General features: G+C 71.2%; 20 protein-coding genes. 15 read left to right on the top strand and 5 right to left on the bottom strand.

Annotation, left to right across the window (positions count from 1 at the left end; translation table 11 throughout):
* The first annotated feature begins 39 nt into the window (after window positions 1–39).
* Complete coding sequence (locus ACZ69M_RS38185; RefSeq protein ID WP_470057295.1) at window positions 40–561, top strand: DUF6328 family protein; 522 nt, start codon at window positions 40–42, stop codon at window positions 559–561.
* 304 nt (window positions 562–865) lie between these two features.
* Here ACZ69M_RS38185 and ACZ69M_RS38180 read toward each other — a convergent pair whose 3' ends face one another.
* On the bottom strand, window positions 866–1,324 hold the full coding sequence (locus ACZ69M_RS38180) for an ATP-binding protein (RefSeq protein WP_470057293.1): 459 nt from the start codon (window positions 1,322–1,324) through the stop codon (window positions 866–868).
* Window positions 1,325–1,536: 212 nt separating this feature from the next.
* On the opposite strand from ACZ69M_RS38180, the gene ACZ69M_RS38175 reads away from it, so the two are divergent.
* On the top strand, window positions 1,537–2,394 hold the full coding sequence (locus ACZ69M_RS38175; protein ID WP_470057291.1) for a helix-turn-helix domain-containing protein: 858 nt from the start codon (window positions 1,537–1,539) through the stop codon (window positions 2,392–2,394).
* Window positions 2,395–2,406: 12 nt separating this feature from the next.
* A complete protein-coding gene (locus tag ACZ69M_RS38170; protein WP_352046696.1) occupies window positions 2,407–2,631 on the top strand; it encodes a DUF397 domain-containing protein in 225 nt (74 codons plus the stop codon).
* Here ACZ69M_RS38170 and ACZ69M_RS38165 read toward each other — a convergent pair.
* Entirely contained in the window at window positions 2,588–3,748 is a 1,161-nt protein-coding gene (locus tag ACZ69M_RS38165) for an 8-amino-7-oxononanoate synthase (protein WP_470057289.1), read from the bottom strand. The two genes, ACZ69M_RS38170 and ACZ69M_RS38165, sit on opposite strands and share 44 nt — an antisense overlap.
* Before the next feature lie 186 nt (window positions 3,749–3,934).
* On the opposite strand from ACZ69M_RS38165, the gene bioB reads away from it, so the two are divergent.
* Genes bioB through bioD form a run of 3 tightly spaced genes read left to right on the top strand, consistent with a single transcriptional unit; the run spans window position 3,935 to window position 7,158 of the window.
* Window positions 3,935–5,140, top strand: a complete 1,206-nt coding sequence (gene bioB, locus ACZ69M_RS38160) for a biotin synthase BioB (protein ID WP_470057287.1) — start codon at window positions 3,935–3,937, stop codon at window positions 5,138–5,140.
* Entirely contained in the window at window positions 5,133–6,431 is a 1,299-nt protein-coding gene (locus ACZ69M_RS38155; protein WP_470057285.1) for an adenosylmethionine--8-amino-7-oxononanoate transaminase, read from the top strand. The genes bioB and ACZ69M_RS38155 overlap by 8 nt, the downstream gene beginning before the upstream one ends.
* A gap of 1 nt (window position 6,432) precedes the next feature.
* The gene (gene bioD, locus ACZ69M_RS38150) at window positions 6,433–7,158 is read left to right on the top strand and encodes a dethiobiotin synthase (RefSeq protein WP_470057283.1); all 726 of its coding nucleotides are present in this window, start codon (window positions 6,433–6,435) and stop codon (window positions 7,156–7,158) included.
* 66 nt (window positions 7,159–7,224) lie between these two features.
* Here the strand turns inward: bioD and ACZ69M_RS38145 are convergent, their stop codons facing one another.
* Window positions 7,225–9,393, bottom strand: a complete 2,169-nt coding sequence (locus ACZ69M_RS38145) for a helix-turn-helix transcriptional regulator (RefSeq protein ID WP_470057281.1) — start codon at window positions 9,391–9,393, stop codon at window positions 7,225–7,227.
* Between the two features lie 114 nt (window positions 9,394–9,507).
* On the opposite strand from ACZ69M_RS38145, the gene ACZ69M_RS38140 reads away from it, so the two are divergent.
* Entirely contained in the window at window positions 9,508–10,194 is a 687-nt protein-coding gene (locus ACZ69M_RS38140) for an esterase/lipase family protein (RefSeq protein ID WP_403686098.1), read from the top strand.
* A gap of 107 nt (window positions 10,195–10,301) precedes the next feature.
* A complete protein-coding gene (locus ACZ69M_RS38135) occupies window positions 10,302–10,988 on the top strand; it encodes a class I SAM-dependent methyltransferase (protein WP_470057279.1) in 687 nt (228 codons plus the stop codon).
* Here ACZ69M_RS38135 and ACZ69M_RS38130 read toward each other — a convergent pair whose 3' ends face one another.
* Both ACZ69M_RS38130 and ACZ69M_RS38125 read right to left on the bottom strand, forming a co-directional pair.
* On the bottom strand, window positions 10,989–11,363 hold the full coding sequence (locus ACZ69M_RS38130) for a hypothetical protein (RefSeq protein WP_054228993.1): 375 nt from the start codon (window positions 11,361–11,363) through the stop codon (window positions 10,989–10,991). It lies immediately after the preceding gene.
* Window positions 11,364–11,367: 4 nt separating this feature from the next.
* Window positions 11,368–11,631 carry a toxin-antitoxin system, antitoxin component gene (locus ACZ69M_RS38125; RefSeq protein ID WP_067378812.1) on the bottom strand — a complete coding sequence of 88 codons (264 nt, stop codon included), beginning with the start codon at window positions 11,629–11,631 and terminating at the stop codon, window positions 11,368–11,370.
* Window positions 11,632–11,778: 147 nt separating this feature from the next.
* On the opposite strand from ACZ69M_RS38125, the gene ACZ69M_RS38120 reads away from it, so the two are divergent.
* The 7 genes from ACZ69M_RS38120 (at window position 11,779) to ACZ69M_RS38090 (ending at window position 20,926) form a co-directional block, all read left to right on the top strand.
* Window positions 11,779–12,660, top strand: coding sequence for an ABC transporter ATP-binding protein (locus tag ACZ69M_RS38120; RefSeq protein WP_470057276.1), 882 nt, complete (start codon window positions 11,779–11,781; stop codon window positions 12,658–12,660).
* A gap of 10 nt (window positions 12,661–12,670) precedes the next feature.
* The gene (locus tag ACZ69M_RS38115) at window positions 12,671–15,235 is read left to right on the top strand and encodes an FtsX-like permease family protein (RefSeq protein ID WP_470057274.1); all 2,565 of its coding nucleotides are present in this window, start codon (window positions 12,671–12,673) and stop codon (window positions 15,233–15,235) included.
* A gap of 151 nt (window positions 15,236–15,386) precedes the next feature.
* Entirely contained in the window at window positions 15,387–16,286 is a 900-nt protein-coding gene (locus tag ACZ69M_RS38110) for an LLM class F420-dependent oxidoreductase (RefSeq protein WP_470057272.1), read from the top strand.
* Between the two features lie 235 nt (window positions 16,287–16,521).
* The gene (locus ACZ69M_RS38105) at window positions 16,522–17,922 is read left to right on the top strand and encodes a condensation domain-containing protein (protein WP_470057411.1); all 1,401 of its coding nucleotides are present in this window, start codon (window positions 16,522–16,524) and stop codon (window positions 17,920–17,922) included.
* 46 nt (window positions 17,923–17,968) lie between these two features.
* Complete coding sequence (locus ACZ69M_RS38100; protein WP_470057270.1) at window positions 17,969–18,388, top strand: GNAT family N-acetyltransferase; 420 nt, start codon at window positions 17,969–17,971, stop codon at window positions 18,386–18,388.
* A gap of 184 nt (window positions 18,389–18,572) precedes the next feature.
* Window positions 18,573–19,916 carry a hemolysin family protein gene (locus ACZ69M_RS38095; RefSeq protein WP_470057268.1) on the top strand — a complete coding sequence of 448 codons (1,344 nt, stop codon included), beginning with the start codon at window positions 18,573–18,575 and terminating at the stop codon, window positions 19,914–19,916.
* Entirely contained in the window at window positions 19,913–20,926 is a 1,014-nt protein-coding gene (locus ACZ69M_RS38090; protein ID WP_352046681.1) for a hemolysin family protein, read from the top strand. The genes ACZ69M_RS38095 and ACZ69M_RS38090 overlap by 4 nt, the downstream gene beginning before the upstream one ends.
* Window positions 20,927–20,928: the final 2 nt, after the last annotated feature.

Genomic DNA, 20,928 nt, shown 5'->3' with positions numbered 1-20,928 from the left:
CCGGGCGTGAAAGGCGGACGAACCGGTTACTCGTTCACCATGGCTGAGCGACCTTCCCCCGAGGAACGGAACGAGACGTCCCTGGAGCGCGCCGATCGCAACTTCGGCGAGCTGCTCCAGGAGCTGCGCGTCACGCAGACCGGTGTGCAGATCCTCTTCGCGTTCCTGCTGACGCTGGCGTTCACCCCGCGCTTCCCGTCCCTCGACACCGTGCAGCGCGCCACGTACGTCACCACCCTCCTGCTGGCCGTGGTGGCCGCCGCGCTCTTCACGGCGCCCGCCGCGCTGCACAGGTCGCTGTTCCGGCAGGGCGCGAAGCCGGCCATCGTGCGGGTCTCCTCCGTCCTGGCCACGGTCGGGATGGGCGTGCTCATGCTGGCGCTGACGGGATCGGTACTGCTCGTCGTGGACGTGGCGCTGGGACGCGCCGCCGGGATCGCCTCGGGCGCGGGCACCCTGCTCGTCTGTGTGGCGCTGTGGGGCCTCCTGCCCGGCCTGGTGCACCGTGCCGTCGTCAGCGAAGCGACGGCTCCGAAAGGAGCACCGGACCGAGAACCGTGAGCGCGCTCATCGCAGGACCGCCCGCGGGCACGAACCGCGGCGGCCGGCTCGTCCCGGCTGCCGCCGGCCGAACCGGCCGGACCGGGCGGACCGGGCGGGCGCGCCGGAGATGGTGGCCGGGTCGGCGGCGGCTCCGGTGGGGCCGCGGTCGCCGGGACCGGGCCTCGACTCGCTCGAAAGCGAAGATCCGCGCCGTACGATCGCCGTCGTCCACCGGACCGGGGACCGGTCGGCGCCGGTGACCGAGAACTTCCGGGCCCCGCCGCGAGCGCCGGACGGGGCAGACACACAACTGAGCCGCCCCTCAGGGCTCTTGTGGGCCACCGGCCGTCACCGGCTGGGCCGGCACCGTCCAGGGCAGCTCGATGGCGACCGTCTTGCCACCCTCGCGGGTGGGCCGGACGACGAGTCTGCCGCCGCATTCGGCGGTCAGCCAGCGGATGATCACCATGCCGCGTCCGTTGTCCTGCTGGACGGCGGCGGGCAGACGTTTGGGAAAGCGCGGATGGCTGTCGGTGACGCCGATCCGCAGGTGTTCGTCTCGGTCGAGCCGGACGTCCACCGTGAAGGTGGGCGACTGCCCGAACGTGTGCTGGACGGCGTTGGTGGCTAGTTCTGACACGATCAGGCGTACGGTGTCCGCGACTTCGGCGTCGCACGGCAGGCCCCATTCGACCAGCACATCGGCGACGAATTTCCGGGCCGCGGAGACCGAGGCGGGATCGCTCGGCAGAGTGACGGATGCTTCCTGGTGATCTGCCATGGCGACGTCGTCCCTTTCCCACGGGACCGGAGTCCGACACGGAGCGGATGGTTCGAGTACGGTCCCGGACTGGTGCTTCGCGCCAGACTGCCATCACTGGGCCGGTCACGGGTGCGATCCACCGAGATATGCATATATCTGTCGCTCGATGCGGTGAACTCTGCGACGGCGGAGCGTATTTGGGCGGCTCGGGAGGAGTAAGGAGTACGGCCATGCAGCACGGTCCCGCGGTGCGCCGCCGCAAGCTCGGTGCCGAACTGCGCGCGCTGCGCGCCGATGCGGGCCTCACCAGTGGTGAGGCGGCCCGTCTCGTCGGCTGGCACCAGTCGAAGGTGAGCCGGATCGAGACCGGTATCAGTGGAGTGAAACCGGCTGATGTGGAGCGCCTGTTGGACGCCTACGCCGTCACCGGGCACGAGTTACGGGAGCTCCTGGTCGGCCTCGCGGGTTCCGAGGGCAACGGCCGCCATCACTGGTGGCACGCCTACCGCGGCGTCCTGCCGCCCACGTACCGCGACTTCATCAGTCTGGAGTCCCAGGCCAGCGGCATGCGCACGCTGGAGACCTCGGTGGTACCCGGACTGCTCCAGACGCCCGAGTACGCACGGGAGGTGACCCGGGTCGCCGTCGGCGGCCTGGAGGACGGCAAGCTCGACGCGCTCGTCGAGGTGCGCCTCGCCCGGCAGGACGTCCTGCGTTCGAATCCGCCGCTGGAACTGACCGCGGTCCTGGACGAGGCCGTGTTAAGACGCGAGGTCGGCGGCCCGGAGGTGATGGCCCGGCAACTGGAGCGTCTGTGGGAGGCCGCCACCCTGCCTCAAGTGCGGCTTCAGGTCCTGCCGTTCGCCGCGGGAGCCCATATCGGCGTCACCGGGCCTTTCGTTATCTTCTCATTTCCGAACACAACTGATCTGGATGTGGTTGTTCTCGACCACTTGACGAGTAGCCTCTATCTCGAACGGAAAGAAGACCTTCAGGCCTACACCGAGGCCTTCAACGCCCTTCAGTTCCACGCCCTTTCGCCCGAGGACTCGTTGGACTACATCGCCGGGATAGGTGACGGCGCGTAAGGAGGCACCCCCATGACTGCACTGCCTCGGTACGTACTTTCCAGTACTTCACTCCACGACGTGCGATGGCTGCGCAGCAGCCGCAGTACGGGAATGAACAACTGCGTCGAGACGGCCCGACCCGGCCCAGGACCCTGGGCCGGACTGGTCGCCGTGCGCGATTCCAAGAACAAGGCGGGCCCCGCCCTGCTCTTCACTCCCGCCAGTTGGGAGGGCTTTGTCGCCGGACTGAACTGATCACGCCGACGGCGTGCTCGATCTGCGCGTCGGTGAGGTCCGCGCGGGCGGTCAGCCGCAGCCGTGAGATGCCGTCCGGCACGGACGGGGGGCGGAAGCAGCCGACGGCGATTCCCGCTTCCCGGCACTCGGCGGCCCACCGCACGGCCTGTTCGGGGGACGGAGCGCGCACGGAGACCACGGCGGCGTCCGGTCGTACGGCTTCCAGTCCCTCGGCGGTCAGCCGGGTGTGCAGCGCCGTCGCCACCGCGCGAGCCCGGGCGGCACGATCCGGCTCACGGCGCAGCAGCCTGAGCGCCGCGAGGGCCGCGCCCGCCGCCGCGGGCGCGAGACCGGTGTCGAAGATGAAGGTGCGCGCCGCGTTGACCAGGTGGTCGATGACCGGGGCGGGGCCGAGGACGGCTCCGCCCTGGCTGCCGAACGACTTGGAGAGCGTGACGGTCACGACCACGTCCGGGGCGCCCGCGAGCCCCGCGGCCTGCGGGGCGCCCCGCCCGCCGTCGCCCAGGACGCCCAGCCCGTGCGCGTCGTCGACGAGCAGCGCCGCGCCGTGCTCGCGGCAGGCGGTGGCGAGTTCGGCCAGCGGGGCCGCGTCGCCGTCCACCGAGAAGACCGTGTCGGACACGGCGACTGCGGGACCCTCGTGCGTGCCCAGCGCCTTGCGCACGGCGTCGGGGTCGGCGTGCGCCACGACCTGGGTCGCGCCCCGGGCGAGCCGGCAGCCGTCGATGAGGGAGGCGTGGTTGCCCGCGTCGGAGACGACCAGCGAGCCGTGCGGCGCGAGCGTGGTCACGGCGGCGAGGTTGGCCGCGTAGCCGGAGGAGAAGACGAGCGCGGACTCGAAGCCGCAGAATTCCGCGAGCTCGCGTTCGAGTTCGCCATGAAGTTCGGTCGTGCCGGAGACGAGCCGCGAGCCGGTCGCACCGGCGCCCCAGCGGCGCGCGGCCTGTGCGGCGGCCGCCGTGATCTCGGGATGGTGGGCCAGCCCGAGGTAGTCGTTGCTCGCCAGATCGAGAAGGGGTGAGTCGGCGGCGCGGGGGCGCAGGGTGCGGACGAGTCCGGCCTGGCGGCGCTGGTGCGCCTGCTCGTCGATCCACGCGAACGGCGATCCGGCCATGCTGGTGCCTCCGGGCCCTGGAAGTGGTCGTGAGGGGGTCATGAAGGTGGTCGTTTTGTAGGCAGTGCACAGACCCTAGCGGGGCGACGCGGCGCCCATGATGTGGCAATACCCACACGTCGAACCGTCTCTGTTGTGCAAACTCTCCTTGGCCGCAGCGGCTCGCATACGTCAGGATCGGATCTCATGGACCTGCTGAACACGCTGGTGGACAAGGGGCTTCGGCGCGAGCTGCCGACCCGTGACGAGGCGCTGGCCGTGCTGGCCACGTCCGACGACGACGTGCTCGACGTGGTGGCCGCGGCCGGAAAAGTCCGCCGGCACTGGTTCGGCCGTCGAGTGAAACTCAACTATCTGGTCAATCTGAAGTCCGGTCTGTGCCCCGAGGACTGCTCGTACTGCTCGCAGCGCCTCGGCTCCAAGGCCGACATCCTCAAGTACACCTGGCTCAAGCCGGACCAGGCCTCGCAGGCCGCGGCGGCCGGGCTCGCCGGGGGCGCCAAGCGGGTCTGCCTGGTGGCCAGCGGCCGCGGTCCGACGGACCGTGACGTGGACCGGGTCTCCGACACCATCAAGGCCATCAAGGACCGACACGAGAACGTCGAGGTGTGCGCCTGCCTCGGCCTGCTCTCCGACGGCCAGGCCGAGCGGCTGCGCGAGGCGGGCGCGGACGCCTACAACCACAACCTGAACACGTCCGAGGGGACGTACGGGGACATCACGACCACGCACACGTACGCCGACCGGGTGGAAACGGTCCAGAAGGCGCACGCGGCCGGCCTGTCGGCCTGCTCGGGTCTGATCGCGGGCATGGGCGAGTCGGACGAGGACCTCGTCGACGTCGTCTACTCGCTGCGCGAGCTCGACCCGGACTCCGTTCCGGTGAACTTCCTGATCCCCTTCGAGGGCACCCCGCTCGCCAAGGAGTGGAACCTCACCCCGCAGCGGTGCCTGCGCATCCTGGCCATGGTCCGTTTCGTCTGCCCGGACGTGGAGGTCCGTATCGCGGGCGGCCGCGAGGTCCACCTCCGCACGATGCAGCCGCTGGCCCTGAACCTGGCCAACTCGATCTTCCTCGGCGACTACCTCACCAGCGAGGGCCAGGCGGGCAAGGCCGACCTGGAGATGATCGCGGACGCCGGGTTCGAGGTGGAGGGCGCGGGCGAGGTGACCCTGCCGGAGCACCGCGTGACGGCGGGCGCGGGCTGCGGTGCGCACGCCGAGGCCGGGTGCGGCTCGCACGCGGACGCCGGGTGCGGTGCGCACGAGGGCGGTGGCGTCTGCGGTTCCGTGACGGTGCAGGCCGAGCAGGAGCAGCCCGCCGAAGCGCGTACGGATCTCGTCGCCGTACGCCGCCGGGGTGCCGGAACGGACCTCGCCCCCAATGCCTGACCGGTCCGAGCCACCCACGCTGCCCGTGCGGGAACTGCTGGAGTGGGACCGGCGGCACGTCTGGCACCCGTACGGCCCCATGCCCGGCCGCCAGGAACCGCTCGTCGTGGAGTCGGCGAGCGGGGTACGCCTGCGGCTCGCGGACGGCTCGGGTGAGCTGGTCGACGGCATGTCGTCCTGGTGGTCGGCCATCCACGGCTACAACCACCCGGTCCTCAACGACGCGGCGCGCGACCAGCTGGAGCGCATGAGCCATGTCATGTTCGGCGGGCTCACGCACGAGCCCGCCGTGCGGCTGGCGAAGCGACTTGTCGACATCACGCCCGAGGGTCTGGAGCACGTCTTCCTCGCCGACTCCGGATCGGTGTCGGTCGAGGTCGCCGTCAAGATGTGCCTCCAGCACTGGCGCTCGCTCGGCCGCCCCGGCAAGCAGCGGCTGATGACCTGGCGCGGCGGCTACCACGGGGACACCTGGCAGCCCATGTCGGTGTGCGACCCCGAGGGCGGGATGCACGAGCTGTGGCAGGGCGTGCTCCAGCGCCAGGTGTTCGCCGACGCTCCGCCGGTCGCCTACGAGGAGTCGTACGCCGACCAGCTGCGCGAGCTGATCGGGCGGCATGCCGACGAGCTCGCCGCGGTGATCGTGGAGCCGGTGGTACAGGGCGCGGGCGGGATGCGGTTCCACTCCCCCGCGTATCTGCGGGTGCTGCGGGAGGCGTGCGACGCGCACGACGTGCTTCTCGTCCTCGACGAGATCGCAACAGGCTTCGGCCGGACGGGTGCTCTGTTCGCGGCGGAGCACGCCGGCATCACGCCGGACGTGATGTGCGTCGGCAAGGCGCTGACCGGCGGCTATATGACGATGGCGGCGACGCTCTGCACGGCGCGGGTGGCCGAGGGCATCTCACGCGGTGAGGTCCCGGTGCTGGCTCACGGCCCGACCTTCATGGGCAATCCGCTGGCCGCCGCGGTGGCCTGCGCCTCGATCGACCTGCTCCTCGGACAGGACTGGCAGACCGAGGTCAAGCGGATCGAGGCGGGTCTGCGGGACGGACTTGCGGAGGCGTCCTCGCTGCCGGGTGTCCGCGACGTACGTGTCCTGGGCGCGATCGGCGTCGTCCAGCTCGACCACGAGGTCGACATGAAGGCGGCCACGGCGGCGGCCGTGCGCGAGGGCGTGTGGCTGCGCCCGTTCCGCGACCTCATCTACACGATGCCGCCGTACGTCACGGGTGACGCGGACTTGGCACGGATCGCGCGCGCGGTGTGCGCGGCGGCACGGGAGGGATGACATGGCGGTTCTGGTGATCACGGGGACGGGCACGGAGGTCGGCAAGACGGTCACGACGGCCGCCGTCGCCGCCACGGCCGTCGCGGCCGGACGCTCCGTGGCCGTACTCAAACCGGCGCAGACGGGGGTACGCCCGGACGAGCGCGGGGACGCCGACGAGGTGGCCCGGCTCGCGGGCGCCGTGACCACGCTCGAACTCGCCCGCTATCCCGAGCCGTTGGCTCCCGCGACGGCCGCGCGGCGGGCCTCGCTGCCCCCGGTGAGCCCGGTCGCGGTGGCGAAGGCGGCGGCCGAACTGGCCACCGAGCACGACCTCGTGCTGGTCGAGGGTGCAGGCGGTCTCCTCGTCCGCCTCGACGACGAGGGCGGCACGCTGGCGGACGCGGCGGGCCTGCTGGACGCACCGGTGCTGGTGGTGGCGTCAGCGGGCCTCGGCACCCTGAACACCACCGAGCTGACGGCTCGTGAACTGCGACGCCGTGGGCTGGACCTGGCGGGAATCGTCATCGGCAGCTGGCCCGACTCCCCCGACCTGGCGTCGCGTTGCAACCTCGCGGACCTGCCGGTCGTGGCCGAGGCCCCGCTTCTGGGAGCGCTGCCCGCGGGGGCGGGTGCCTACGACGTCACCGACTTCCGTGCGGACGCCCCGAGCTGGCTGGCGCCGCGGCTCGGCGGGAGCTGGGATACGCGCGCTTTCCATTCAACGCAAGCAGCAGGCGCCCCGTAAGGGGCGCGGGGAACTGCGCGACCAGCCACAGCCCACCCGCAGCCGACCAACGACACCAACCGCCCCTCACCCCTCCCCCAACAACCGCACCAGCTCGATCCGCGACCGAATCCCCAACCGCGTGAACACCCCCCGCAGATGATGATCAATGGTCCGCGGACTGAGCAACAACCGCGCCGCGATCTCCCGGTTGGTCGCCCCGTCGGCCGCCATGCGCGCGACCATCAACTGCTGCGCGGTGAGGCGGGCGACGAGATCGTCGGCGCCCCGCACCGGTGAGACGGGCTCCCCCAGGACTCGGAGTTCGGTCCGCGCCGCCGCCGCACACTGCGGTGAACCGAAGTGCTCGAACGCCTCGAGGGCGCTGTGCAGCCGGTCACGGGCCTCCGTCCGGTGCCGCAGTCGCCGTAGCGCACCGCCGAACAGCAGCTCCGTGCGGGCGCGTTCGAAGTCACGGGTGCCCGAGGCGTGCAGGTCGAGGGCGGTGCGGTAGTGCTCGACGGCCTCCGCGCCGGAGGCGAGCAGGGCGCGGCAGCGGGCGCTGAGCGCCAGGTCGTCGGGGCTGCGCACGGTGCGCGCCCAGTGGTCGTAGTCGGCGTGGGCGGCCCGGGCGACCCGTGTGTCGCCGGTGCGGACGGCGGCCTCGACGTAGTGCGGGGTGGCGATGTGACGGATGGCGCGGTGCCCGTGCCCGGGGCCGAATCCGGCGAGGGCGCGCAGCCGGGCCGCCGAGGCGGCGAAGCGGCCGGTGCTCAGGTCGAGGAAGGCGAGCGCGAACAGGGCCAGCGCGGCGGGCAGGCCGAGCCCGCGGGCGAGGGCGTAGGAGCGGGCGGCCTCGGCGCGCTCCCGGCAGACGTCCTCGTCGCCGGTGACCGCGGCGAACATCGCGAGGGCCGCCTGCAGATGGCAGGCCCCGTTGTCCTGGCCGGTGGTGTACGCCTGGCGGAGGGCCTCCAGGGTGGCGGCCTCGGCGGCCCGTGGCCGGCCGGTCCAGAAGTCGGCGTACGCCCGGAACTCCATGGCCTGGGGAACGGTGACCCCGTCTCCCCCGGCCCGGGCGGAGGCGGCGGCCCGGACGGTGGCGGTGGCGGCCGCGGTGTGGTCGCCGAGCATGAGTGCGGCGATCCCGGAGTGGATCAGCAGGGTGGGATCGCCCCCGGGACCGCAGCGCCCGGCCGCCGCCTTCAGCAGGTCCCGCGCGTCGTCGTACCGGCCCTCGAACGCGGCGGCCAGCCCGCCCAGCGTGCCGGGCGGCACGATCCCGAGCCGGTCGGCGACGGCCGCCGCCTCCCGGCACCGGCGCAGGTCGCCGGTGTAGATCGCGGCTTCGGTGGCGCGGGCGAGGAGGTGGACGGCGGCGTGCTGGGGGTGGGCCGTACGGGCCGGCTCCGGGCCGTCGTCGGCGTAGCGCACCGCGGCCGTCAGCAGCGCGTCGAACGCGTCCGTCGCGTTGCCCGCGCGCAGCGCGAGCAGACCGCCCAGGGCGTCGTCGTCGGTGGCGGCGACGAGCCGGCGGGCACGGTCGGCGTCGCCGGACCGCCAGGCGTCGGCGGCGGCGCGGGCGAGCAGCCGGGCCCGCTCGCCCGGCTCGGGGGAGAGCGCGGCGGCGCGTTCGACGAGGGCGCAGGCCAGGGCGTGGTCGCCCGCGGTGCGCGCGGTGTGGGCCGCCGCCCGGAGTTCGGCGGCGAGGCGTCGGCTGGGACCGAGCGCGGCGGCGCCCCGGTGCCAGGACCGCCGGGGTGACTCGCCCTCGCCGCGCAGGACGCGGGCGAGCAGGAGGTGGACGGCGCGCCGGTCGGTCACGGAGGCGATCTCGTAGGCCGCTATCCGGGTCCACGGATCGCGGAAGACGATCCCGCCCGCCGTGGCGTGGGCGACTCCGGCCACCTCGGCGGTGACGAGGGGCCGGGTGTCGAGCCGGGCGGCGGTGACGGCCCGCAGGAAGGCGTGGGTGTCGACCGGGTACTGGTCGGCCGCCGCGAGGAGCAGGAGGCGCCGGGTGGTGTCGGGCAGGGCGCGGACCTCCTGACGGTACGCGCGCAGGAGTACGGGAGGCTGGGCCGGCAGCGGGTCGAGGCCGGTCAGCTGACGCTCGGTCAGTGCGGAGGCGAGTTCAGCGGCGGCGCGGCGGTCGCCGTGCGCGGCGCGCAGGATCCGTACCCGTACGCCTTCGGGAAGCGAGGGGCCGAGCTCGGGTTGTGCGGGGCCGCGTACGGGGTTCGCCGAAGTCACCACCCGAATGACGTTACTGGTGAGTTAACTGGCAAGTAAAGACCGGCGATTTCACCGATGCGGCGCGCGTAGACCCCGGTTGACACTCCAGGCACCCCACCCTTGTCTGGAGGCACCATGCAACGCCGCTCGCGTCGCATCGCCACGTTCTTCTCCGCCATGGTCGCGGCGCTCCTCGCGTCGCTCTCCCTGTCCGCCGTGCCCGCCCGGGCCGCGACCCACAACCCCGTCATCTTCGTGCACGGCCTGAGCAGTTCGGCGAGCAGTTGGGACGACTGGATCGCCGACTTCAAGGCCGACGGCTACAGCGGCTCCGAGCTGTTCGCGTGGTCGTACGACTGGGGCCAGTCGAACGTGACCACGGCCCAGCAGCTCTCCACCGAGGTCAAGAACGTCCTCGCGCAGACCGGCGCGTCGAAGGTGGACCTGGTCGTCCACTCCATGGGTGCGCTCAGTGCCCGCTACTACCTCAAGAACCTCGGCGGGACCTCGTACGTCGACGACTTCGTGTCCACCGCCGGGGTGAACCACGGAACCACGGTCGCGAGCTGGTGCAAGTGGCTCTACACCTCGTGCGCCGAGATGTACACCGGCAGTTCCTTCCTGACCGCGCTGAACTCCGGTGACGAGACGCCGGGCAGTGTCTCGTACGCCAGCTACTGGTCGAACTGCGACGAGCTGATCAACCCGGACACCAGTGCGATCCTGAGCGGTGCCACCAATGTGGAGGCCGGCTGCATCTCGCACACCGACATGAACAACGACTACGGCGTCTACGAGCAGGTGCGCGACTTCATCGCCTGACGCGTGTGGCCGACCCGCGTATGACGTAGGCCGAGCGTCGTAAAGCGTGTGGCGGACGTCCTGGGGGGACAATCCCGGTAAGACCCCGTCCTCCCGGGAGGTCCGTCATGCCCTTCAGGTCAGCCGGCTCCGCCCAGCTGTCGCACGACGCCGTGCACCATCCGCTGTTCGCCCGCTACTACGCCCGTATCAGTGTGACGGCCGAGACCAGGATGGGCATCGGCGCGGTACGCGACCGGCTGCTCACCGGTCTTTCGGGGCGGGTCATCGAGATCGGCGCGGGCAACGGACTGAACTTCGCGCACTACCCGAGCGCCGTCTCCGAGGTGGTCGCGATCGAACCCGAGCGGCTGCTGCGGCAGTTGGCCGTGGAGGCCGCGCTGCGCTCCGAGGTGCCCGTGGACGTGGTGCCGGGCGCGGCGGAGGCGCTGCCGGTCAAGAGCGAGGCGTTCGACGGGGCGGTGCTCTCGCTGGTGCTGTGCAGTGTGCGCGATGTGCCGCGGGCCCTCGGCGAGGTGCGGCGCGTGCTGCGGCCCGGTGGCACGGTGTGGTTCTTCGAGCACGGCAAGGGCGGCGGGCGTGTGATGGAGTCCGTCCAGCGCGGACTGGACCGGACGGTGTGGCCACGGCTGAACGGCGGTTGCCATCTGGCCCGCGACCCGGTCGCCGCGCTGCGCGAGGCCGGGTTCGAACTGGGCCCCTACCGGCGGCTGTTCATTCCCGAGAAGGGACCGCGGCTGCCCACGTCGTACTGCGTCCTGGGCAGCGCGAGGCGCCCGCTGGTCAGGGAGTAGTCACAGACTCCACTGCCGCAGCTCCTGTGCGATCTCGTGCACGGTCGCGTCGCCGCCCTTCACCAGGCGGGCGAGTTCGCGCACCTGCTCGGGCGAGGTGACGACCTTGAGGCCGCTGGCGACGAGATAGGCGTACGCGACGGCCGAGGCGAACATCGCGTTGGACCGTTCGAGCGCCGGGACGTGCAGCAGCAACTGGAGCAGCGCGGCGGCGCGGGCGTGCGGGCTGTCGTAGACGGGAATGCCGAATATCTCCGCCTCGTGCCGGCTGACGGCGGCGACGAGGGCTCCCCAGTCGGTGACCTGGGGATCTCCGGGCGTCTTCTGTTCGGCGATCATGAGGAGCCAGGCGAGGTCGACTCTGAGACTGCTCAAGGGATCAACGACGACCTTCGCGCGAGCCGTCCCGGAACGTGTCCCGTGCGCCCTCCCGGTCCGCGCCGAACTCCTCGGCGAAGACATTCGCGTACTGCTTCATGAAGTCGGAGGCGGCGTCGACGAAGGTGTGACCGACCTCCCCGGTGTCCTGTCTGACCAGTTCTTCGATGTAGCGGTTCACGCTCATGCCGCGCTCCAGGGCCCGCTCACGGGCCGCCCGGGCCGTGCCCTCGTCCACCCGCACGTTCAGCTGAGTCTTCGCCATACCTCGAAGCTAGCGCCGAAGTGCTAGCACCCGCAAGGGCGCGACTCGCCGGAGCCGGTACCTCGGGGGGATACCGGCTGTGGGCGGGGTCACACTACGCTCGGCCGGGACCGGGGAGTCAGGACGTCCATCACGGAGGAGGCGGCCTTGTCCACACCTGCTGCGGAGCACGCCGTCGGACCACGGGACGCCGACGGGGTCGCCGCCCGCGCCCGCGGCCTGACGAAGGCGTACGGATCCGGCGAGACCACCGTCCTCGCCCTCGACTCGGTCGACGTGGACATCGCGCGCGGCCGCTTCACCGCGGTCATGGGCCCCTCGGGTTCCGGGAAGTCGACGCTGATGCACTGCCTCGCGGGACTCGACACCGTCTCGGCCGGACAGGTCTGGCTCGGCGACACCGAGATCACGGGGCTCAAGGACCGTGAGCTGACCCGGCTGCGCCGGGACCGGATCGGGTTCATGTTCCAGTCCTTCAATCTGATCCCCACGCTGAACGCGGCCGAGAACATCACGCTGCCGATGGACATCGCGGGCCAGAAACCCGACCAGAAGTGGCTGGACCAGGTCATCGACACGCTCGGGCTGCGGGACCGGCTGAGGCACCGGCCCGCGCAGCTCTCCGGCGGACAGCAGCAGCGCGTCGCCTGTGCGCGGGCGCTCGCCTCCCGGCCCGAGCTGATCTTCGCGGACGAGCCGACCGGCAATCTCGACTCCCGTGCGGGGCTCGAGGTCCTCGGCTTCCTGCGCGAGGCGGTCGACGACCTCGGCCAGAGCGTCGTCATGGTCACGCACGATCCGGGCGCGGCGGCCCACTCCGACGTGGTGCTGTTCCTCGGCGACGGGCGGATCGTGGACGAGATGGAGCGGCCGACGGCGGAGGCGGTGCTGGAGCGCATGCGCCACTTCTCCGGAGGCCGCCCGGCCGCCGGGGGCGCCTCCGGCGACGTGGACGTGGACGTGGTCCTGGCCGCCGACTCGGACGACGCATCACTCGACTCATCTCTCGACACCTTCGACAAGGACTGAGGCGGCGGCCGTGCTCAAGGCGACTCTGCGGAGCTTCCTCGCCCACAAGGGACGACTGCTGCTCTCGGCGCTGGCCGTCGTGCTGTCCGTGGCGTTCGTGGCGGGCAGCCTGATCTTCTCGGACACGGTCACCCGTACGTTCGACCGGCTCTTCGCCTCCACCGCGGCCGATGTGACCGTGTCGCCGAAGAACGACCTCAAGTCGCGGGTGGCGACCGGCGCCACGCCGACGCTGCCCGCCTCGCTCGCGGACCGGCTCGCGAAGGTCGAGGGCGTGGCGGCCGCTCATGTGGACGTGAGCGTCGAGAACCTCACCATCGTCGACCGCGAGAACAAGTCGATCGGACCCACCTCGGGCGCGCCGACCATCGCCACCAACTGGCGGGCCACCAAGCGCAGTCCGGTGAAGCTGACCTCCGGCCACGCCCCGCACGGCGCCGGTGAGGCACTGCTCGACGCGGACACCGCCGAGCGCAAGCACGTGGCGATCGGCGACACCCTGACGGTGCAGGCAGAGCGCACCTTCCCGGTGAGGATCGTCGGCATCGCCACCTTCACCACCACCAACCCCGGTGCCGCGCTGCTGTTCCTGGACACCCCCACCGCGCAGACGAACCTGCTCGGCAGTCCGGACGCCGCCACGAGCATCGCGGTGGACGCGGCACCCGGGGTCGCCGACACCCCGCTCAAGCAGCGGATCGCGGCGCAGGTGGGCACCAGGACATACGAGGTGAAGACCGCCGACGAGCAGGCCAAGGACGCCGCCGCGCAGCTCGGCGGATTCCTGGACGTCATCAAGTACGTGATGCTCGGCTTCGCCGGCATCGCCGTACTGGTCGGCGTCTTCCTGATCGTCAACACCTTCTCGATGCTCATCGCCCAACGCACGCGTGAGCTGGGCCTGTTGCGCGCGCTCGGCGCCGACCGGCGGCAGGTGCGGCGGTCCGTGCTCACCGAGGCGCTGCTGCTCGGTCTGGTGGGCTCGACGCTCGGACTCGCCGCGGGGATCGGTCTCGCCCTCGGGCTGATCCGGCTCATGAGCGCGTTCGGGATGAACCTCAAGTCCACCGAGATGGTGATCGGGTGGCCGACCCCCGTCACGTCGTACGTCGTCGGGGTCGGCGTCACCTTCGTGGCGGCGTATCTCCCCGCCCGGCGCGCGGCCGGTGTCTCCCCGATGGCGGCCCTCTCGGACGCCGAGGTCGCCGGGGTGGGACGGCCGCTGCGGACGCGCGCCCTGGTGGGCTCGGTCGTGGGCGTGGCCGGAGCCGCCGCGCTGGCCGGCTGCGCCACGGCGTCGAAGACCGCGACGTCCGCCTCCCTGCTGGGCCTCGGTGTCGTACTCACCCTCATCGCGACGGTGATCGCGGGTCCGCTCCTCGTACGGCCGGTGATCCGGGTCCTGGGCGGTGCCTTCCCCGCCCTGTTCGGCCCGGTCGGCCGGATGAGCCAGCGCAACGCGCTGCGCAATCCGCGGCGCACCGGCGCCACGGCGGCCGCGCTGATGGTGGGCCTCGCGCTGGTCGGCGGGATGTCCGTGGCGAGCGCGTCCATGAGCAAGTCCTTCGACCACCAGATCGACAAGACGCTCGGCTCCGACTTCGTGATCCAGAACAGCAACTTCGTGCCGTTCACCAGGGAGATCACGGACAAGGTGCGCGCCACCCAGGGTGCCGGGCTCGTCGTCCGCCAGCGGTTCTCGCCGGTCGCGGTGCGGCTGCCGGACGGCAAGCGGGTCGAGACGACCGCGGCGGGCTACGATCCGCGGCTCGACGAGGTCGCCCACGTCACGTACACCCAGGGGGACACGGCTGCGGCGCTCGGTGCCGGGCACCTGTCGATGGACGCGCAGTTCGCGCGGGAGCACGGTGTGCGCGTCGGCAGTGTGATCCCCGTCGAGTTCCCCGCCGGGCGGAAGACCGAGCTGACGGTGGGGGCGCTCACCGACCAGGGCGGCTCCGGGGGTTTCGGGATGCAGGGCGGGCTGGTCTTCGGCTTCGGCACGGTCGAGAAGTACGTGCCCGGCGGGCAGGACTCGGCCCTGTACGTGAACGCGGCTCCCGGCACGAGCCCCGACCGGCTGCGCGCGCGACTGGAGCAGACGCTCAAGCCGTATCCGCAGGTGCAGGTCCGTGACCAGGCCGACTACAAGAAACTCGTGCACGACCAGATCGCCGTGCTGCTCTACCTCGTGTACGCGCTGCTCGGACTCGCGATCGTGATCGCGGTGCTCGGCGTGGTCAACACCCTCGCCCTGTCGGTGGTCGAACGCACCCGTGAGATCGGGCTGCTGCGCGCGATCGGGCTCGCCCGGCGCCAACTGCGCCGGATGATCAGGCTGGAGTCGGTGGTGATCGCCGTGTTCGGCGCCGTCCTCGGCCTCGCGCTCGGGCTGGTCTGGGGCGTCTGTGTGCAGCGGGTCCTCGCGCTCCAGGGCATGAAGTCGCTCGCCATCCCTTGGACCACCATCGTCGCCGTGGTCGTGGGTTCGGCGGTCGTGGGCATCGTGGCGGCGCTGCTGCCGGCGCTGCGTGCCTCGCGCATGAACGTCCTGGCGGCCATCGCGCACGAATGATGTACGCGTCCTGTGGCGTACGCATCCTGTGGCGTACGCATCCTGTGATGTACGCACCCTGTCGATGTGCGTGTCCTGTTCACCGATGTCCTCGCGTCCGGCCCACCCCGTTCGCCACTGCGCGCAAGTGGCCTGTGAATGAGGAGAGTTCATGTCGCAGTCCTTGGGCTCCTCCCGCCCGTTCCGGTTCGGCGTCAACCTGCTCGCCCCCGCGCCCCTCGACGAGTGGCGCGCCAAGTGCCGACGCGCCGAGGATCTCGGGTACGACGTGATCCTGGTCCCCGACCATCTGGGCATGCCCGCGCCCTTCCCCTCGCTGGTGGCCGCGGCGGAGGTCACCGAGCGGCCCCGCCTCGGCACCTTCGTGCTCAACGCGGGCTTCTGGAATCCCACGCTGCTGGCCCGCGAGGTCGCCACCACGGACACGCTGACGGGTGGTCGCCTCGAACTCGGGCTCGGCACCGGCTACATCCGGGCGGAGCACGACACTGCGGGCCTCCCCTGGGGCTCACCGCGCGAGCGGGTCGACCATCTCCGGTGCACCGTGGAGGAGTTGGAGCGCCTCCTCGGTTCGGACGAGCACCAGCCGGGAGCGGCGCAGCGGCCCCGCGTGCCGCTGCTGATCGGCGCCAACGGCGACCGGATGCTGCGGCTCACCGCCGAGCACGCGGACATCGCGGCGTTCACCGGGGCGCGCACCAGCCCGGGCGGCACGCTGGAGCCGATCACGGCCGCCGCACTGGACGAACGCGTCGCCCTGTACCGGGAGGCGGCCGAGGGACGCAAGGAGCCCGCCGAGCTCAATCTGCTGATCCAGGTCCTCGCCGTCACCGAGGACCGCGCCGCCGCGATCCGGCCCTGGCTGCCCCGTATCCCGAACCTGGCCGAGGACGAGGTCCTGGAGCTGCCGATCGTGCTGGTGGGAACCCTGGAGCAGATCGTCGCGCAGGTGCGGGCGCAGCGGGAGCGGTACGGATTCTCGTATCTGACGGTCCTGGAGCCGAACATGGAGGCGTTCGCCCCCGTCGTCGAGGCGCTGCGGGGCGAGTGACCGTCCGGATCGCGGGCTTCGCCGGCTCGACCTGACATCGGACCCTCCTGTCTCACTCCTGCCCTCCGTGGTCGCGTCCGTCCGGCACGGGTCTCATTCACGGCGTTGCCTTCCGAACATCCGATCGTTGATCTCGTTGTGCAGTGAGCGATGCCGGAGAGGCATGGAGGCGTGGATCGACAGTGGTGCCCGGTGGCGGCCTCCGACGGGCAGGTGAACGGAGAGCCCCGTGCGAATGACCGACATCCAGCGTTGCGAGATCCGCCCCGGACGTCTCGTGGAGTGGACGCTGCATCCGACGGTCGTCGAGGCGGCGACGGGTCTGCCGGACGACTCCCGCCCTCCCGCGTACGTACAGGAGTCCCACATCAGGACGTCTCGATCGGTGCGCGAGGACGGTCTGTTCGTACCCACCTGGCTCGGCGCGGCGTTCGACATGCCGGGACGGGTCGATCTCGACGTCCTCCAGGGTGCGCTGCGAGCCTGGACACTGCGGCACGAGACACTGCGCAGCGGCTTCCGCTGGGTCGGTGACGAGATGCGCCGCTTCACACTGGACGCCGACGCCGTCGCACTGCACCGCGAGGACATCGGCGACTTTTCCGACGCGGTGGTGCTGACCAGGTATCTGCAGGACCGTTTCGATGTCACCGCGGACGCGCTCACCTGGCCGAACTTCATCTTCACCGCGGTCGTCAGAGACGACGGCACCAGCGTCTACATGGCGTTCGACCACAGTAACGTCGACGCGGTCTCGATCCAGCGCATCCCCGGCGAGATCCACGAGCTCTACGCGGCCGGTCTTCTGGGGCGCGCCGTGCACACGGCACCCGTCGCCAGCTACGTCGACTTCTGCGCGACCGAGCGCACGGACGCAGACCGGATCAACGCCACGCACACGATCGTGGCCCGTTGGCGGGAGTTCATCGCCCGGTGCGGCGGGCGGCTCCCGAACTTCCCCGTCGACCTCGGTCTCGTCCCCGAGGGGCCGCTGCCCACCCAGAGATTCATGCACGAGATGCTCGTGGACGACGCGGACGCGACGGCTTTCGAGGCGTACTGCCGGCCGTACGGCGGAAGTCTGGTGGGCGTTCTCGCGGCGATCGGTCTCATCGTCCGGGAGATCAACGGGCTACAGGTGTATCGCACCGTCGTGCCGTTCCACACCCGGGTGAAGTCCCGGTGGACGAACTCGGTGGGCTGGTACGTGGGTGCCGCGCCGATCGAGATTCCCGTGGCGCAGGCGCAGGATTTCGACAGCGCGCTGGGGATGGTCCGCGCCGCGCTGCGGGAGAACCGCCCGCTGGCCCGGATGCCCGTCGCCCGCGTGCTCCGACTGCTGGGATCCGACTTCCGACCCACGTCCCCGGACCTGTACTCGATCGTCTCGTTCGTCGACGCGCGCGGCATTCCGGGGTCGGAGCGCTGGCAGGAGCTGAAGGCGCGCGGGCTGATCCGCGTGTCGTACGGCGACCAGGTGTGCGTATGGCTCACCAGGCTCCACGAGGGCGTGCAATTCGCCTGCCGCTATCCGGACACCGACATCGCTCACAAGAACATGCGCCTGTGCACCGAACGACTGCGGGAACTCATCGTCTCAGTGGTGCGACAGCCCTTGGCCGCGCCGAAGACGTGACGGAAACCGTTCGTCGAACGGGTCGGCCTTCTGCTTGGCTCACCCCATGAGTGATCTCCACATCCGCCACGCCACCCTCTCGGACATCGACACCGTGCTGCGGTTCTGGCGCGAAGCCGCGGAAGGAACGAGCATCAGCGACGACCACGACGGGGTGGCCCGGCTCATCACCACAGACCCCGAAGCCCTGCTCCTCGCAGCGCGCGACGGCCTCCTCACCGGAACCGTGATAGCCGGCTTCGACGGATGGCGATGCTCCGCCTACCGACTGGCCGTACACCCCGGCCATCGTCGGCAGGGCATCGCCACCGCCCTGCTGGAAGCCGCGGAACGACGCTTCGCCACCCTGGGCGGACGACGCGTGGACGCCATGGTCCTGGAAGCCAACGAACAGGCCCACCACACCTGGGCCGCGGGTGGCTACCATCGCGAGGACCACTGGCGACGCTGGGTCAAGCCTCTGTAGGCACGCGGGCGGATGCGGGATCGGCGTCCAACACCCAAGAGGGCACTTTGCCGATCCTTTACCATGGGAGGATCACCCGGTCCTCCCATGAAAGGTGTGAGCGTCCGCCGATGGGCGAGCCTCCCCGTACCCGACATCGCGCGATCCCCCCGCCCCTGGCCGATCCTGGGACGGAGGTGACCCGATGACCGAAGTGCTCCTCCTCCTGGTGGCGGTGCTGCTCTCGCTGGCCTGTGGCGCCTTCGTCGCGGCGGAGTTCTCACTGACGACGGTCGAGCGCAGCGAGCTGGAGCGGGCCGTCGAGCGCGGCGAGCGCGGCGCGTCGGGCGCCCTCAAGGCCGCACGGAATCTGACGTTCCAGCTGTCCGGCGCCCAGCTCGGCATCACCGTCACCAACCTGGTCGTCGGCATGCTCTCCGAGTCGTCGATCGCCAAGCTGATCGCGGGTCCGCTGGAGTCGCTCGGCGTCTCGTCCTCCGCGTCCCGCTCGGTGGCGCTGGTCATCGGTACAGCCCTGTCGACGGTCTTCCTGATGGTCGTCGGCGAGCTGGTCCCCAAGAACTGGGCGATCTCCTCGCCGCTCGCCGTGGCCAAGCGGGTGGCGACGCCGCAGCGCTGGTTCAGCGCCGCGTTCCGCCCGTTCATCACGCATCTCAACAACACGGCCAACCGTGTCGTACGGGCCTTCGGCCTCGAACCGGCCGAGGAGCTGGCCTCCGCGCGCGGACCTCAGGAGCTGGTCGCCCTGGCCCGGCACTCCGCCAAGGAGGGCGCCCTGGAGGCGGACACCGCCGAGCTGTTCGTGCGCACCCTGAACCTCGCCGACCTGACCGCGGAGAACGTGATGACCCCGCGCGTCCAGGTCATCGCGCTGGACGTCCAGGCGACCTGCGAGGACGTGGCGAACGCGACCCGGGCGACGGGTCTGTCCCGCTTCCCCGTCTACCGCGGCAACCTCGACTCGGTCGTGGGCGTGGCACACATCAAGGACGTGGTGGCGGTACCCGCCGAGTCGCGGCCCCGCACCCCCGTCTCCCGGATCATGCGCGAACCCCTTTTCGTACCGGAGTCACTGACCGTCGACCGGCTGCTCGACCGGCTGTCCGGCGGACGCACCATGGCCGCCGTCATCGACGAGTACGGCGGCACGGCGGGCGTCGCCACCCTGGAGGACATCGTCGAGGAGGTCGTCGGCGAGGTCCGAGACGAGCACGACCCGCACGAGACGCCCGACCTGGCCCCGGCCGGAACGGACGAGGAGGGGCGGGCGCTGTACTCGGCCGACGGGTCCGCCCGCACCGACCAGCTGGCCCGCGTCGGACTGCGGGTGCCGGAGGGGCCCTACGAGACCCTGGCCGGTTTCCTCGCGACCGGGCTCGGCCGCATCCCCGCCGTCGGCGACGCCGTCGAGGTCGCCGGGTGGCGGCTCGACGTGGTGGACGCCTCCGGGCGGCGGGCCGCACGAGTGCTGCTGCACGCGCCGCGCGACGGGGAGCAGCCGTCCGACGGGGAGAGGGGGCCGCGATGACCGTCGTACAACTTCTGATCGGGCTGGCGACGCTGGTCGTGAACGCCTTCTTCGTGGGCGGCGAGTTCGCGCTGATCTCGGTGCGCCGCAGCCAGATCGAGCCGCATGCCGAAGAGGGCGACCGGCGGGCACGCAGCGTCCTGTGGGGCCTGGAGCACGTGTCCGCGCTGCTGGCGGCCGCGCAGCTGGGCATCACCCTGTGCACGCTGGTCCTCGGCATCGTGGCCGAGCCCGCGATCGCGCACCTGCTGGAACCGGCGTTCCACGCGATGGGCGTCTCGCAGAGCGCGGGCCACGCGATCTCGTTCGTGATCGCGCTCACCCTGGCGACCTATCTGCACATGCTGCTCGGCGAAATGGTGCCGAAGAACATCGCGCTCGCGGAACCGGTGCGCACCGCGCTGCTGCTCGGACCGCCGCTGGTGGCGCTCTCCCGGACGCTGCGCCCGGTGATCTTCACGGTCAACGCCTTCGCGAACGGCCTGCTGAAGCTGCTGCGGGTGGAGACGAAGAACGAGGTCGTCGCCACCTTCTCCGACGACGAGCTGGCCAGGCTGGTCAAGGACTCGGGCGAGGCGGGGCTCATCGACGACCGCGCTCTGGAGCGGTTGCACGACGCGCTGGAGCTCGGCCGCCGGCCCGTACGGGACGTGGTGCTGCCACTGGAAGGTGTCGTCTACGCGCGCGTGGGTGTCACTCCGGACGAGCTGGAGCGGCTGTCCGCCGAGTCCGGCTTCTCGCGCTTCCCGGTCGTGGACGAGGGGCGCCGCATCGTGGGTTATCTGCACGTCAAGGACGCGCTGGACGCGATACCGCGCGAGGCGCCGTTCCGGGTGGAGGACATGCGGCCCATCGCACGGGTACGGGAGAGCACCCCGCTGGACGACGTGCTCACGGCGATGCGCCGCAGTCGTACGCATCTCGCGGCCGTCATGGGCAGCGACGGACGGATGACGGGGCTGGTGACGATGGAGGACGTCCTGAGGGAGTTGTTCGGACAGACGGTGTGAGC

This window comes from Streptomyces sp. NPDC107454, assembly GCF_055582885.1.
Note: the sequence above shows the minus strand (reverse complement) of the source record. Positions and strands in the feature narration are given on the sequence as shown.

Coding starts and splice junctions, on each gene's coding strand:
- ACZ69M_RS38125 (WP_067378812.1), bottom strand. CDS start 11,631: ATGGCGAAGACTCAGCTGAACGTGCGGGTGGACGAGGGCACGGCCCGG.
- ACZ69M_RS38175 (WP_470057291.1), top strand. CDS start 1,537: ATGCAGCACGGTCCCGCGGTGCGCCGCCGCAAGCTCGGTGCCGAACTG.
- ACZ69M_RS38090 (WP_352046681.1), top strand. CDS start 19,913: ATGACCGTCGTACAACTTCTGATCGGGCTGGCGACGCTGGTCGTGAAC.
- ACZ69M_RS38180 (WP_470057293.1), bottom strand. CDS start 1,324: ATGGCAGATCACCAGGAAGCATCCGTCACTCTGCCGAGCGATCCCGCC.
- ACZ69M_RS38110 (WP_470057272.1), top strand. CDS start 15,387: ATGTCGCAGTCCTTGGGCTCCTCCCGCCCGTTCCGGTTCGGCGTCAAC.
- ACZ69M_RS38135 (WP_470057279.1), top strand. CDS start 10,302: ATGCCCTTCAGGTCAGCCGGCTCCGCCCAGCTGTCGCACGACGCCGTG.
- bioB (WP_470057287.1), top strand. CDS start 3,935: ATGGACCTGCTGAACACGCTGGTGGACAAGGGGCTTCGGCGCGAGCTG.
- ACZ69M_RS38155 (WP_470057285.1), top strand. CDS start 5,133: ATGCCTGACCGGTCCGAGCCACCCACGCTGCCCGTGCGGGAACTGCTG.
- ACZ69M_RS38140 (WP_403686098.1), top strand. CDS start 9,508: ATGCAACGCCGCTCGCGTCGCATCGCCACGTTCTTCTCCGCCATGGTC.
- bioD (WP_470057283.1), top strand. CDS start 6,433: ATGGCGGTTCTGGTGATCACGGGGACGGGCACGGAGGTCGGCAAGACG.
- ACZ69M_RS38095 (WP_470057268.1), top strand. CDS start 18,573: ATGACCGAAGTGCTCCTCCTCCTGGTGGCGGTGCTGCTCTCGCTGGCC.
- ACZ69M_RS38170 (WP_352046696.1), top strand. CDS start 2,407: ATGACTGCACTGCCTCGGTACGTACTTTCCAGTACTTCACTCCACGAC.
- ACZ69M_RS38105 (WP_470057411.1), top strand. CDS start 16,522: ATGACCGACATCCAGCGTTGCGAGATCCGCCCCGGACGTCTCGTGGAG.
- ACZ69M_RS38100 (WP_470057270.1), top strand. CDS start 17,969: ATGAGTGATCTCCACATCCGCCACGCCACCCTCTCGGACATCGACACC.
- ACZ69M_RS38165 (WP_470057289.1), bottom strand. CDS start 3,748: ATGGCCGGATCGCCGTTCGCGTGGATCGACGAGCAGGCGCACCAGCGC.
- ACZ69M_RS38185 (WP_470057295.1), top strand. CDS start 40: ATGGCTGAGCGACCTTCCCCCGAGGAACGGAACGAGACGTCCCTGGAG.